Genomic DNA, 13,175 nt, shown 5'->3' with positions numbered 1-13,175 from the left:
TCGCAAGCAGTCTATGAGGCTGATGTGTCAAATGGGTTTCAGTTTAATGAGGTTAGGATGACTAGCCGATGACGTTTAGATTAAAGGCACTGGAAATCAAGAAATGAAAAGTAATAAAAAAGCCGGAGTCGTGTTGAACGATTCCGGCTTTCTTGAATTTGGTGGCCCCTCCCAGACTTGAACTGGGGACCAATCGATTATGAGTCGACTGCTCTAACCACTGAGCTAAGGGGCCAAATTAGGTGAATGATTATAGGGGATGAGCCTTGGAGTGTCTAGCCGCTACTAGGGGCAATTCCGTTTAGTTTTTGGTCACTTAAGCCAATTGGCTACAAAAAAGGTGAGCTATTGCTCACCTTTTCACATTCACTAGCTCGTATTACTCGTCTAGGAAGCTGCGCAGAGTTTCTGAACGGCTTGGGTGACGAAGTTTACGTAGTGCTTTTGCTTCGATCTGACGGATACGCTCACGAGTAACGTCGAACTGCTTACCTACTTCTTCTAGAGTATGGTCAGTGTTCATGTCGATACCAAAACGCATACGAAGTACTTTCGCTTCACGTGGCGTTAGGCCCGCTAACACGTCTTTAGTTGCAACTTTCAGGCTACCAGATGTAGCTGAATCTAGTGGCAACTCAAGAGTAGTATCTTCGATGAAGTCACCTAGATGCGAATCTTCGTCGTCACCGATTGGTGTCTCCATTGAGATTGGCTCTTTAGCGATCTTCAGCACTTTACGGATCTTGTCTTCTGGCATTTGCATACGCTCAGCCAATTCTTCCGGTAGCGGCTCACGACCCATCTCTTGTAGCATTTGACGAGAGATACGGTTTAGCTTGTTGATCGTTTCGATCATGTGCACCGGAATACGGATCGTACGTGCTTGGTCTGCGATTGAACGAGTGATCGCCTGACGGATCCACCAAGTTGCGTAAGTCGAGAACTTGTAACCACGACGGTATTCAAACTTATCAACTGCTTTCATCAGACCGATGTTACCTTCTTGAATCAGATCCAAGAACTGTAGACCACGGTTGGTGTACTTTTTAGCAATCGAGATTACTAGACGTAAGTTCGCTTCAACCATCTCTTTCTTCGCACGGCGAGCTTTTGCTTCACCGATAGACATGCGACGGCTGATGTCTTTAATGTTTTGAACCGTTAGAGAAGTTTCTTCTTCAATGATTCGCAACTTAGCGATAGAGCGACGGATGTCTTCTTCGCTTTTCTTAACTTTTTCTGCGTATGGTTTATCTGATGACAGTACTTCATCTAACCATGCTTCGCTTGACTCGTTGCCTGTAAAGAGTGCGATGAAAGATTTCTTCGGCATTTTGCCGTATTCAACCGTCGTCTTCATGATAAGACGTTCTTGTGTACGAACGCGCTCCATTGAAGTGCGCAATTCTTCTACTAGGTAGTCGAACTGTTTAGGTGTTAGACGGAATTCTTTGAATACGTCGATAACCATTTCATGAGCAATTGTCGCTTTCGGGCTTTCAGAGCCGTACTCATTTACTGCAAGTTGATGGTTTTGGTGAGCGTTACGAAGAGCCGTGAATTTCTCCAGAGCTAATTCTGGATCAATACCTGTATCTTCTTCTTCCTCATCCTCGTCGTCTTCAGCATCATCTTCTTTTTCTTCTTCGTCTTCATCTTTAAGATCAGACTCAGCAAGTTCTGAACCGATATGCGTCGCCGTTGGTGCAGCAGTTTCATCTGCATCAGGGTCAACGAAGCCTGTGATAAGGTCGGTTAAGCGAAGTTCTTCAGCTTGAATACGATCAAACTGTTCAAGAATGTATGGGATAGTGCCTGGGTACTCTGCCACCGCGTTTTGAACTTGGTTAATACCATCTTCAATACGTTTTGCGATGTCGATTTCGCCTTCACGAGTTAGTAGCTCAACGGTACCCATCTCACGCATGTACATGCGGACTGGGTCAGTAGTACGGCCAATCTCGTTCTCTACACTTGAAAGTGCAGCTGCGGCTGCTTCTGCAGCATCTTCATCGGTAATGGTGTCATCATCATTCAATGCTAGATCATCGGCATCAGGAGCAGTTTCCACCACTCGAATACCCATGTCATTAATCATCTGAATGATATCTTCAACCTGCTCAGAATCTACGATTTCTGCTGGCAGGTGGTCGTTTACTTCTGCGTAGGTCAGATAGCCTTGTTCCTTGCCTTTAATGACAAGTTGTTTTAGCTGTGACTGCGGATTTTGATCCATAGACGGTATCCAACTTAGTATCTGGTGAAGGAATTAGTATGCGAGATGCAAACCATACATATTAACAAATTAATTGATTGCTGACTAATTAAACAGGGTTACGCTTTCAAATCTAGCATTAGTGCTAGCAGCTCCCTTCTTTCGTCGGTTGATAAACCGATGCTTCTTTCTTTGGCCTGCAGGTTTTCAATTTGTTTTTCGACGCACTGGCAAATTACGTTATCCAATGAGTCTAAAAATATATCTTGTTCATTATCGTCATCGAGAGGGATTTCCCATCCTGCGAGACGAGCCAGTAACGGTTCTTGGTTACTGTTTCGCCAATGCTCTAGCAATTGGCCTGTCTTGATATGGGGATGCTGTTGACAATATTCAAGCACCTCAATGAATAAACTTAAGCCAGGGATCGCTGTATCTCTCACACTTGTGAGGTCAGGTACCATTTCAGCATAGCTCGGATTCTGAATAAGCAAAGCGATCACCTCACGCATTGGCGTACGCTTGATCTCTTTATGCGGCTGAGGTCGGGTTTCTTTTTGAGTCGAGTCTCTTTTATATTTTAATTCAGACAGAAACTTATCAATTTGTTCATTGCTCCAACCAACTCTTAAAGCTAGTTCATTCCAAAGGTAAGCTTTTAAAGAAGGATCTTTAGTTTTATCTAAAAGAGGAGCAGCCAAAGTAACGACATGTCTTTTACCTTCTCGGCTACTGTTATCTACAACTCTTTCTAAAATATCTTTCAACAAGAAGTCAGGTAAAGAAAGCGCTTTGCTCATTTCTTCTTCTAGTCTTTGCTTACCAAACTTTCTAACAAAGGAATCAGGATCTTCGCCATCAGGCAAGAACATTACTTTTAGGGTTTTATTGGCATTTAAATACTCTAAAGCATGTTCCATAGCACCGCGAGCAGCTTTTTTACCCGCATTATCGCCATCAAATGAACATATGACAGTGCTAGTTTGCCTAAATAAAGTTTGAAGATGCTCACTAGAACTAGCTGTACCGAGTGTTCCGACTGCGTAATCTACGCCATATTGGGCTAGTGCGACTACATCCATATAACCTTCTACGACAAGGATTCGAGATGGTTCACGGTATGCTTGTAGAACTTCATACAAACCATAAAGTTCTTTGCCTTTATGGAAGATAGGTGTTTCAGGTGAGTTAAGGTATTTTGGGGTGCCATCACCTAATACTCGACCACCAAAACCAATCACTCGACCACGACGATCACGAATCGGGAACATCACTCGGCCACGGAAGCGGTCATAGCGATTACCTTTATCGTTCTCGATTAACATACCGCCAGTTACGAGCATGTCTTGAGTCTGTTTTTGTTGGCCAAAGTTCTTACGAACCAGATCCCACTCGTCGGCGACATAGCCGACGCCAAACTTCTGAACGATCTCGCCAGATAGGCCACGATCTTTTAAATAATCAATGGCGATCTTACTGCTTGGTTGTTTCAGTTGATCACGGTAGAACTGAGCAATGCTGCCGAGAAGATCATAGAGATTGCGTTTTTGTTCGCTATTGGCTTGCGGTTGATCGTTGCGAAACGATCCACCTTGGCGCTGTTCACGCGGTACTTCCAAACCAAGGAATGAGGCCAATTCTTCTATTGCTTCAACGAACTCTAGACGTTCGTATTCCATCAAGAAGTCGATGGCGTTGCCGTGTACGCCACAACCAAAACAGTGATAGAACTGTTTTTCTTGGCTCACACTAAAAGAAGGGGTCTTTTCGTTATGGAAAGGGCAGCATGCGCTGTAGTTTTTGCCTTTTTTCTTAAGTTTTACGCGTGCATCAATGATATCGACGATATCAAGTCGAGCGAGCAGATCATCTATGAAGCTACGAGGGATGTGTCCTGCCATAAAACCTTAGAAAAACGCACTAACGGTGAATGAATTGAGGTCTCTAGACCTTAAATCCTGAATACAAACAAGCCGTGCGTTCCATCGGATTGCACGGCTTGTTGCAAATGGGTCTGGGAAATTAAGCCAGTTTAGCGCGAACTAAACCACTTACTTTACCCATATCTGCACGCCCTTGAATTTGTGGTTTAAGAACAGCCATCACTTTGCCCATGTCTTGCATGCCCGCTGCACCAGATTCTGCTACTGCACTGTCTACCAGAGCGGCAACTTCTTCGTCGGTCAGTGGTTGAGGCATAAAGTCCTCAAGCACAATGATTTCTGCTTTTTCCACGTCAGCTAAGTCTTGACGACCTGCTGATTCGTATTGAGCGACAGAGTCGCGACGTTGTTTAACTAACTTCGTCAGCACAGCAAGGATATCGTCGTCGTTCAGAGTAATCCGTTCGTCAACTTCTCGTTGCTTGATTGCTGCTAGAGCTAAACGAATAGTGCCAAGGCGAACTTTGTCCTTGGCTTTCATCGCTAATTTTTGCTCATCTTTGAGTTTATCAATCAGAGCCATCACTAAATCCTTTTAAACTTAGTGATTAGTACAGGCGAACGCGACGAGCGTTTTCGCGAGCTAGCTTCTTAGCGTGACGCTTTTGAGCAGCTGCTTTAGCGCGTTTGCGAACTGTAGTTGGTTTTTCGTAGTGCTCACGACGACGCACTTCAGAAAGGATACCTGCTTTTTCGCAAGAGCGTTTGAAACGACGTAGTGCAACGTCGAACGGTTCGTTTTCACGTACTTTAACTACTGGCATATGCCTTTCACCTCAGGGGTTATTCGTTAATGCTGGAACGTTAGTGAGCCAAACAGTTTTGTTTGGTCTCAAACCAGCTTGATCAAAAATGGTGCGGAATTTTAATCCGATCACTACGGCTTTGTAAAGCACTTTGTCGATTATATACCCGTCTAAAGTTAACCGATGTGCTTATTAAAGCGAGGAAAGGAAAATTTTCCTTATTCTAGCAGCAAATAAGCGACTGAGAGTAGGTGAGATTTGACGTTAGCACGGATAAGGCTTTGAGGTTTTGTAACGATTTTTGACCGTTAACCAAGGTGGTCAAGATTTGTTTGCTAGGCCAAGGCAAGGTAAGATTGCGCCAATTTTAAAATAGAAGACAGAAGCATCTGAGTTAACCATGCGTATTATCGGTATCGAGACCTCATGTGATGAAACAGGCATCGCTATTTATGACGATGAAAAAGGGCTACTTTCCCATCAGCTATACAGTCAGGTAAAACTGCACGCTGATTACGGCGGTGTTGTCCCTGAGTTGGCCTCACGTGACCACGTAAAGAAAACCATTCCTTTGATTAAAGCGGCAATGGCGGATGCGAATCTAACGCCAAGTGATATCGATGGTATTGCTTACACGGCTGGCCCAGGTTTAGTCGGCGCTTTACTCGTTGGTGCAACGATTGGTCGCAGCCTAGCATACGCATGGGGTGTACCTGCGGTACCTGTTCACCATATGGAAGGTCACTTACTCGCGCCAATGCTGGAAGACAATCCACCACCATTCCCGTTTGTGGCGGTATTGGTGTCTGGTGGCCACTCGATGATTGTTGAAGTTCAAGGTATCGGTGAATACACGATTCTTGGTGAATCAATTGATGATGCCGCTGGTGAAGCATTCGATAAAACAGCCAAGCTAATGGGCTTAGATTACCCAGGTGGCCCGCTGCTATCTAAATTGGCAGAAAAAGGCACGCCCGGGCGCTTTAAATTCCCTCGCCCAATGACGGATCGTCCGGGATTAGACATGAGCTTTTCTGGTTTGAAAACATTCACCGCGAATACGATCGCTGCGAATGGCGATGATGATCAAACTCGCGCAGATATTGCGTTGGCGTTTGAAGAAGCGGTCTGCGCAACACTATCGATCAAATGTAAACGTGCGCTTGAGCAAACTGGCCTAAAACGCATCGTGATGGCGGGTGGTGTAAGTGCGAACAAGCGTTTACGTGCAGAGCTAGGTAAGCTAGCCGAGAAAATGGGCGGTGAAGTTTATTACCCACGTACCGAATTTTGTACCGACAATGGCGCCATGATCGCTTATGCCGGTATGCAACGTTTGAAAAATGGTGAGGTTGCTGACCTTTCAGTGCAAGCGACTCCACGCTGGCCGATTGATCAATTAGATCCAATTAAATAATCAGCGATCGTTTTCTATCAATCGTCTTATTTGTAAGCCGCTCAGCAAGGTTCGCCGTGAGCGGCTTTTTTTATTCGTTTGATAACATTATCCTTTATCTCCATTCAGAATTTATAAATCAAATATGAGCACGAGTAGAAGAATGAATAAGTTTGCGATTGAAGGCCAGCAGATGGCTTATCAGGACATAGGTCAAGGCCCAGTGGTTGTCTTTGGCCATAGCTATTTGTGGGATGCACAAATGTGGGCTCCGCAAGTAGAAGCGTTAAGCCAGTCTTACCGTTGTATCGTGCCGGAGTTATGGGCTCATGGTGAATCTGACTTCGCACCGAATGCGACGCGCTCACTGAAAGATTATGCTAAGCAAGTATTAGCGCTATTGGATCATTTAGAGATTGAAGAATTTGCGATTGTTGGCCTTTCAGTGGGCGGGATGTGGGGCTGTGAGTTAGTGACTCTTGCACCGCAACGCGTTAAAGGAATTGCTTTAATGGATACCTTTGTTGGTCTAGAGCCAGAAGTCGCACATAAGAAATATTTTGCCATGCTCGATACCATCAGTGCCGCGCGAGCCGTTCCTGAGCCAATTGTTGATGCGGTTGTACCGCTGTTTTTTGCTAATGATGCAGAGCAAGATAACCCTGCTTTAGTGTCAGAGTTTAGGAATAAGCTGTCTAATTTAGTGGGAGAGCAGGCGGCAGAAGTAGCACGTATTGGTCGAATGGTGTTTGGCCGCCGTGATCAAATTGAAGATCTTGATAACTTTGCATTGCCGACGTTAATTGCGGTGGGTCAGGAAGACATTCCTCGTCCAGTACTTGAATCGTTCTTGATGAATGATTGTATTAGCGGCTCAGAGATGGTTCAGATCCCGAAGGCAGGGCACATCTCCAACTTAGAACAACCAGAATTTGTGACTTCAATGCTTGAAGATTTTCTTAGTAAGGTATTTACCCGTTAGTAAGGTTTTCACAAACCGGATTAGAATGGCAAAGGCCTCATGATGAGGCCTTTTGTATATTCTTTTTCTCACCAATTTTAGGCTCAGAGCCATCTAACAAACGGCGAATATTTTGATGGTGTCGGAATACGATCAAGCAGCAGAGCATGGCTACTGGCAACGTATAGTGCGGTTTGATCATCCATGTAAATAGAGGCGCTAATAAAACTGTCACTATTGCTGCAAGAGATGAGTAGCGAAAAGCTAAAGCGATGATGAGCCAAGTGATAATGATCATTGCGGTTAGATCTAAGCCGATCGGAGCGATCGCACCAAGTGCTGTTGCCACCCCTTTTCCCCCTTTAAAGTGGAAGAACAGCGGGTACATATGGCCAAGGCAGGCTGCAATAGCCACCACACCTAAGATAATTGGGTCAATATTTAAGAAATAGCCGCCCCACACTGGGATGGTGCCTTTTAGCATGTCACACAGCAGCACCGCGAGTGCCGCTTTTTTGCCGCCGATCCTCATTACATTGGTCGCACCGGGGTTATTTGAACCAACCCCACGTGGATCTGGGAGTCTAAGTAACCGACAGATCAACACTGCGCTTGAGATCGAGCCCAAGAGGTAGGCGAAAATGATCATGGCGAGTGCTAATGGCGTCATAAAGAGTTAACTCAATGGAAACGGGTGTCTAAAAAGCAAGTTATTGATATCATATCGCGCTTGCTACGCTCAAACTACTTAGTGATAACAGTTTGTGCTGCAAATAGTACGATTTTTTCTCTTTATTGGGTATCCGACCTCTCTACAGAGCCAGCCATTAGGAAGCATTAGCATGGACAAAGTATTTATCGAGCAACTTGAAGTGATTACTACAATCGGTGTTTACGATTGGGAACAAGAAATTAAACAGAAGCTAGTGCTTGATATTGAAATGGCGCATGACAACCGTCCAGCAGGTAAAAGTGATGATGTGGTTGATGCATTGGATTATTCAAAAGTGAGTGAAGCGGTTCTGAATCATATTGAAAACGGCCGTTTTCTTTTGGTTGAGCGTGTGGCAGAAGAAATTGCTGAAATCATCATGACTCAGTTCAATGTGCCTTGGATTAAGATTCGTTTAACTAAGCCAGGTGCTGTTGCTCAAGCGAAAGGCGTGGGTGTGGTGATTGAACGAGGCCAATTATGATCACTGCCTATATTGGCATTGGTTCAAACATCGATCGAGAAAAGCACGTTGAGGCGGCGCTCAAAGAGCTAGAACACTTAGGCGAACAGCTTAGAATTTCAACCATTTATGAGTGCGATGCGGTGGGTTTCGATAGTGAGCCGTTTTACAATCTTGTTGCAGAATTGAGAACCTCTCTAAGCTTAACGGATTTTTCACAGGCACTGCGTAATATTGAGCTTAAATGGGGTCGAAAGATAAATGCCGGTAAGTTTGAACCGCGCACCGTTGATCTTGATTTAATTTTGTTTGGTGATCTGGTCTCGAAGCAATCGCCTCAAATTCCTAGATGTGATATTTATAAATATCGATTTGTGATTCAACCGCTTAGCGAGTTGTGTCCAGATTTTGTTGTGCCAGATGATGGTAGAACGATAGAACAAATTTTTAAGGCAGGGAGTGATTCTCAGCCGCTTGCTGCGGTTAAACCGTGGTTTAACTTTAGTCGTTAATGAGATTGAAATGAGTTATTTTGAAGCCTTTATATTGGCCTTAATCCAAGGTCTAACCGAGTTTTTACCTATTTCTAGCTCGGCGCACTTAATTCTGCCTTCGGCGGTTTTAGGCTGGGAAGACCAAGGGTTGGCATTTGATGTTGCTGTTCATGTTGGTACGTTGTTGGCGGTAATGATCTATTTCCGCGCTGAGGTCGTCTCTCTTTTATCTGCATTTTTTGCGTCCATCTTTAATGGCGATCGCAGTAAAGAGGCTAAATTGGCATGGATGATTGTGCTTGCCACCATTCCTGCTGGCCTATGTGGCTTATTACTGAAAGACTTCATCGAGCTTTATCTACGTAGTGCGTGGGTAATTGCCACGACCACTATCGTATTTGGTCTGCTGCTTTGGTGGGTCGATAAAAACTCTGCGTTAGTGGATGACGAATACCAAGCCACTTGGAAGAAAGCTCTATTCATTGGTGTGGCACAAGCGATGGCGATGATTCCGGGCACGTCTCGCTCTGGTGCAACTATAACTGCGGCGCTATATCTTGGCTTTACTCGTGAAGCCGCTGCGCGTTTTTCATTCTTGATGTCTATCCCGATTATCTTACTAGCGGGCAGTTATCTAGGCCTGAAACTGGTCTCCAGTGGTGAGCCAGTACATTTGGGTTTCTTACTAACAGGTATCGTGACTTCATTTGTAAGTGCTTACTTATGTATCCACCTATTCTTGAAAGCGATTTCACGTATGGGTATGACACCATTTGTTATTTACCGACTCATTCTGGGCTTTGGTTTATTTGCATTTTTGGCATTAAACTAACGTAACCGTCACTTTTATCTAGCAAGACCACATAAGCCAATCTCGCGCCTACAGCGACATTGTGGTATATATGTGGTCTTTCTATTTCTCTTCTTTAACAGAACTTTATGCGAGCTTTTGCACTGATCTTATTGTTATTGCTAGGTTGGCTCCAATACACATTGTGGTTGGGGAAAAACGGCATTGCTGATTTTCAAACTGTCTCAGCTGATATTGAAGTTCAAAACCAAGTAAATGCTAACTTAGTTAACCGCAACAATGAGATGTTCGCGGAGATCGATGATTTGCGCCAAGGCTTAGATGCCATAGAAGAGCGTGCTCGTCACGAGTTAGGTATGGTTAAAGAGGGCGAAACTTTCTACCGAATTATCGGAGAGGAACATAAATAATGACAACATCCTCTTCTGCATCGATTGTCGCAATTGTTCCAGCGGCGGGTGTCGGCAGCCGAATGCAGGCAGACCGACCAAAACAATATCTCACCATTGACCATCAAACCGTGCTTGAGCACACGGTAGAAAAGTTGTTGTCTCATTCACAAGTGAGCAAAGTGATTGTGGCAATTACTGATGGCGATCCATATTTCCCTCAACTAGCTATAAGCTCTCATCCTGATGTGATTCGCGTTAGTGGTGGTAGTGAGCGTGCAGACTCTGTACTGTCTGGCCTTAATTATGTGGCTGAAAACCAGCTAGCTGAGTGGGTAATGGTGCATGATGCGGCGCGCCCTTGTGTGCGTGAACAAGATTTAACAACACTGATCCAAGTTTCAATGCAGCACCCTGTCGGCGGTATTCTTGCTAGCCCAGTGCGTGACACTATGAAACGAGCTAACGGTGGGCAAGATATTGACCATACCGTTGATAGAGAAGCACTGTGGCATGCATTAACTCCACAAATGTTTAAAACTGAGCAGCTAACCCAAGCTTTAACCGACGCGCTCGCCGCGAATGCGACTATTACCGATGAAGCTTCCGCTCTTGAGTGGCTAGGTTTATCGCCAGCATTAGTTAAAGGCTATTCAGACAATATCAAAATTACTCAACCTGAAGATTTGGCGTTAGCAGAGTTTTATCTCAAGCGAAATAAAGGATAACCCTATGATGCGTATTGGTCATGGCTTTGATGTACACAAATTTGGTGGCGAAGGCCCAGTTATTATCGGTGGCGTTGAAGTGCCGTATGAACAAGGCTTAATCGCACATTCAGATGGTGATGTGGCACTGCATGCGCTGTCTGATGCGCTGCTTGGGGCCATTGCAGCCGGTGATATTGGCCGCCATTTCCCTGATACAGATGATAAGTGGAAAGGGGCTGATAGCCGCATGTTGCTGCGTGATGTATATCGCCGCGTAAAAGAGCAGGGTTATGTGATTGGTAATGCTGATGTCACCATTATGGCTCAAGCACCCAAAATGGCTCCGCACATTGAAGCGATGTGTGCAGCGATTGCAGAAGATTTAGAAACGGACATTGGCAACGTCAATGTCAAAGCAACCACCACTGAGCGCCTTGGCTTTACTGGCCGTAAAGAAGGCATTGCAAGTGAAGCGGTTGTTCTATTGTTTAAACAGAATTAATTCAAATCACGCGATGGCGTGATGGTATCAAATATGTCGGATATTTTATCTTCATTGGCTTACCTAAACGGTAAACCAACTGCGAAAGGCAAACTAAAAGCGCAACCTGAACACTTCCAAGTTAACGAAGATTTAGGCTTTGCATTCACTGGTGAAGGCGAGCACTTGATGGTGCGCATTCGTAAGACCGGTGAAAACACCAGTTTTGTTGCCAATGAATTGGCCAAAGCGTGTGGTGTTAAGTCAAAGGATGTTAGCTGGGCAGGTCTAAAAGACCGTCACGCAGTGACCGAGCAATGGTTAAGTGTGCATTTACCAAAAGGTGATACACCAGACTTTAGCGCCTTTTTAGCTCAATATCCGAGTATTGAAATTGTAGCGACCGATCGTCACAACAAGAAGCTTCGTCCTGGAGATCTCGTAGGTAACCAGTTTGCGATTACTTTGTCTGAAGTGACGGATGTAGACGACGTGATTGCGCGTTTAGAGCGTGTCACGAAAACAGGTGTGCCAAATTATTTTGGCAGCCAGCGTTTTGGTAACAACGGCAATAATGTTGAAGAAGCTCGTCGTTGGGGACGCGAAAACGTTCGTACCCGTAACCAAAACAAACGCAGTTTATATCTTTCTGCTGCTCGCTCTTGGATCTTCAACCACATTTTGTCAGCTCGCATCGAACAAGGCGTGTTTGATAAAGCTATTGAAGGCGACATGGTGAAAAGTCGTGAAGAGACACTGCTGCTAAGCAAACAAGATATCGATTTAACGAATGATAAACTTGCTGCCGGTGAGTATTCACTTACTGCGGCAATGGCCGGTGACAATGCGCTGCCAACTCAAGCGGATGCATTAGCGTTAGAGCAACCGCTGCTAGACGCTGAACCTGACTTAATGGCGTTGATTCGTGGTAACCGCATGCGTCATGAGCGCCGCGAAATTGCATTATTACCTCAGAACCTTACTTGGTCTGTAGAGGGAGACAATATTACTCTTCACTTCGCGCTAGATGCAGGTTGTTTTGCAACTGCTATTGTTCGAGAACTGATTGAAGAGATTGTGGTGGAGCGTCAATATTCATGAGTCCTCGTTTGAAGATTTTATTGAGTAATGATGATGGCGTTCACGCGGAAGGGATTCATGCATTAGCAAAATCGCTCGAATCCATGGCTGAGGTGACGATCGTTGCACCTGACAGAAATCGCTCTGGCGCATCAAACTCATTAACCTTAGAGCAGCCGCTTCGCGTAAAAGAGATTTCACCTAAGGTTTATTCAGTGCAAGGGACGCCCACAGACTGTGTGCATTTTGCCTTGAATGAACTGATGAAAGATGACATGCCAGATTTACTGCTTTCTGGTATTAATCATGGTGCAAACCTTGGTGATGATGTGCTGTATTCCGGTACTGTTGCCGCGGCGATGGAAGGGCACTTTCTAGGTGTTCAGGCGATTGCGTTGTCGCTGGCGGGAAAAGAACATTTTGACACTGCTGCGAATATTGCGGTTGATTTGGTTAAGCAGCACCTTGCTCATCCTATTCCGACTAATCGCTTGATCAACGTGAACATTCCAGATTGTCCGTTACAGCAGCTTGCTGGTACTCAAGTCACAAGATTAGGTGCGCGACATCACGCTGAAGCGATGATAAAGCAGAAAGATCCTCGCGGGCATGATATCTATTGGCTAGGACCTCCGGGCAAAGAACAAGATGCCGGAGAAGGAACTGATTTCTATGCGGTTGAGCATGGCTATGTGTCTATTACGCCACTTCAGGTTGATTTAACGGCACATGAATCTCTAGTAAGTATGACTCATTGGTTGGAAGGGAAATAGG

General features: G+C 45.0%; 15 protein-coding genes and 1 tRNA gene. 10 read left to right on the top strand and 6 right to left on the bottom strand.

What is annotated here, in order from left to right; genetic code table 11:
* Positions 1–159 precede the first annotated feature (159 nt).
* From MU515_RS13545 to rpsU, 5 genes are all read right to left on the bottom strand, one after another.
* Positions 160–235 (bottom strand) — tRNA-Ile (locus tag MU515_RS13545).
* A gap of 144 nt (positions 236–379) precedes the next feature.
* Positions 380–2,236 (bottom strand): RNA polymerase sigma factor RpoD, encoded by a 1,857-nt coding sequence (rpoD, locus tag MU515_RS13540; protein WP_260260954.1) that lies wholly within the window; start codon positions 2,234–2,236, stop codon positions 380–382.
* 98 nt (positions 2,237–2,334) lie between these two features.
* Positions 2,335–4,116 carry a DNA primase gene (dnaG, locus tag MU515_RS13535; protein WP_260260953.1) on the bottom strand — a complete coding sequence of 594 codons (1,782 nt, stop codon included), beginning with the start codon at positions 4,114–4,116 and terminating at the stop codon, positions 2,335–2,337.
* Between the two features lie 121 nt (positions 4,117–4,237).
* Positions 4,238–4,681, bottom strand: coding sequence for a GatB/YqeY domain-containing protein (locus MU515_RS13530; RefSeq protein ID WP_260260952.1), 444 nt, complete (start codon positions 4,679–4,681; stop codon positions 4,238–4,240).
* A 25-nt stretch (positions 4,682–4,706) separates the two neighbouring features.
* Positions 4,707–4,922, bottom strand: coding sequence for a 30S ribosomal protein S21 (rpsU, locus tag MU515_RS13525; RefSeq protein ID WP_001145625.1), 216 nt, complete (start codon positions 4,920–4,922; stop codon positions 4,707–4,709).
* Between the two features lie 382 nt (positions 4,923–5,304).
* Here rpsU and tsaD point away from each other — a divergent pair, with 382 nt between their 5' ends.
* Together tsaD and MU515_RS13515 are read left to right on the top strand one after the other, a co-directional pair.
* Positions 5,305–6,321 (top strand): tRNA (adenosine(37)-N6)-threonylcarbamoyltransferase complex transferase subunit TsaD, encoded by a 1,017-nt coding sequence (tsaD, locus tag MU515_RS13520; RefSeq protein ID WP_260260951.1) that lies wholly within the window; start codon positions 5,305–5,307, stop codon positions 6,319–6,321.
* Positions 6,322–6,463: 142 nt separating this feature from the next.
* Positions 6,464–7,282 (top strand): alpha/beta fold hydrolase, encoded by an 819-nt coding sequence (locus tag MU515_RS13515; RefSeq protein WP_260260950.1) that lies wholly within the window; start codon positions 6,464–6,466, stop codon positions 7,280–7,282.
* Positions 7,283–7,319: 37 nt separating this feature from the next.
* Here the strand turns inward: MU515_RS13515 and plsY are convergent, their stop codons facing one another.
* Positions 7,320–7,931 (bottom strand): glycerol-3-phosphate 1-O-acyltransferase PlsY, encoded by a 612-nt coding sequence (plsY, locus tag MU515_RS13510; protein ID WP_260260949.1) that lies wholly within the window; start codon positions 7,929–7,931, stop codon positions 7,320–7,322.
* A 166-nt stretch (positions 7,932–8,097) separates the two neighbouring features.
* Here plsY and folB point away from each other — a divergent pair, with 166 nt between their 5' ends.
* From folB to surE, 8 genes are all read left to right on the top strand, one after another.
* Positions 8,098–8,457, top strand: a complete 360-nt coding sequence (gene folB / locus MU515_RS13505) for a bifunctional dihydroneopterin aldolase/7,8-dihydroneopterin epimerase (protein ID WP_260261023.1) — start codon at positions 8,098–8,100, stop codon at positions 8,455–8,457.
* Positions 8,454–8,948 carry a 2-amino-4-hydroxy-6-hydroxymethyldihydropteridine diphosphokinase gene (folK, locus tag MU515_RS13500; RefSeq protein ID WP_260260948.1) on the top strand — a complete coding sequence of 165 codons (495 nt, stop codon included), beginning with the start codon at positions 8,454–8,456 and terminating at the stop codon, positions 8,946–8,948. The genes folB and folK overlap by 4 nt, the downstream gene beginning before the upstream one ends.
* Positions 8,949–8,958: 10 nt before the next feature.
* Positions 8,959–9,762 carry an undecaprenyl-diphosphate phosphatase gene (locus tag MU515_RS13495; protein ID WP_260260947.1) on the top strand — a complete coding sequence of 268 codons (804 nt, stop codon included), beginning with the start codon at positions 8,959–8,961 and terminating at the stop codon, positions 9,760–9,762.
* 107 nt (positions 9,763–9,869) lie between these two features.
* Positions 9,870–10,151, top strand: a complete 282-nt coding sequence (gene ftsB, locus MU515_RS13490; RefSeq protein WP_260260946.1) for a cell division protein FtsB — start codon at positions 9,870–9,872, stop codon at positions 10,149–10,151.
* Positions 10,151–10,858, top strand: a complete 708-nt coding sequence (ispD, locus tag MU515_RS13485; RefSeq protein WP_260260945.1) for a 2-C-methyl-D-erythritol 4-phosphate cytidylyltransferase — start codon at positions 10,151–10,153, stop codon at positions 10,856–10,858. Before ftsB ends, ispD begins: the two co-directional genes overlap by 1 nt.
* A gap of 4 nt (positions 10,859–10,862) precedes the next feature.
* The gene (gene ispF / locus MU515_RS13480; protein ID WP_260260944.1) at positions 10,863–11,342 is read left to right on the top strand and encodes a 2-C-methyl-D-erythritol 2,4-cyclodiphosphate synthase; all 480 of its coding nucleotides are present in this window, start codon (positions 10,863–10,865) and stop codon (positions 11,340–11,342) included.
* Positions 11,343–11,375: 33 nt separating this feature from the next.
* The gene (gene truD, locus MU515_RS13475) at positions 11,376–12,422 is read left to right on the top strand and encodes a tRNA pseudouridine(13) synthase TruD (protein ID WP_260260943.1); all 1,047 of its coding nucleotides are present in this window, start codon (positions 11,376–11,378) and stop codon (positions 12,420–12,422) included.
* Positions 12,419–13,174, top strand: a complete 756-nt coding sequence (surE, locus tag MU515_RS13470; RefSeq protein WP_260260942.1) for a 5'/3'-nucleotidase SurE — start codon at positions 12,419–12,421, stop codon at positions 13,172–13,174. The genes truD and surE overlap by 4 nt, the downstream gene beginning before the upstream one ends.
* Position 13,175: the final 1 nt, after the last annotated feature.

The sequence above is a fragment of the Vibrio intestinalis genome, from assembly GCF_025195085.2.
GTDB lineage: Bacteria > Pseudomonadota > Gammaproteobacteria > Enterobacterales > Vibrionaceae > Vibrio > Vibrio intestinalis.
This window is presented reverse-complemented; position numbering and strand designations above follow the sequence as displayed.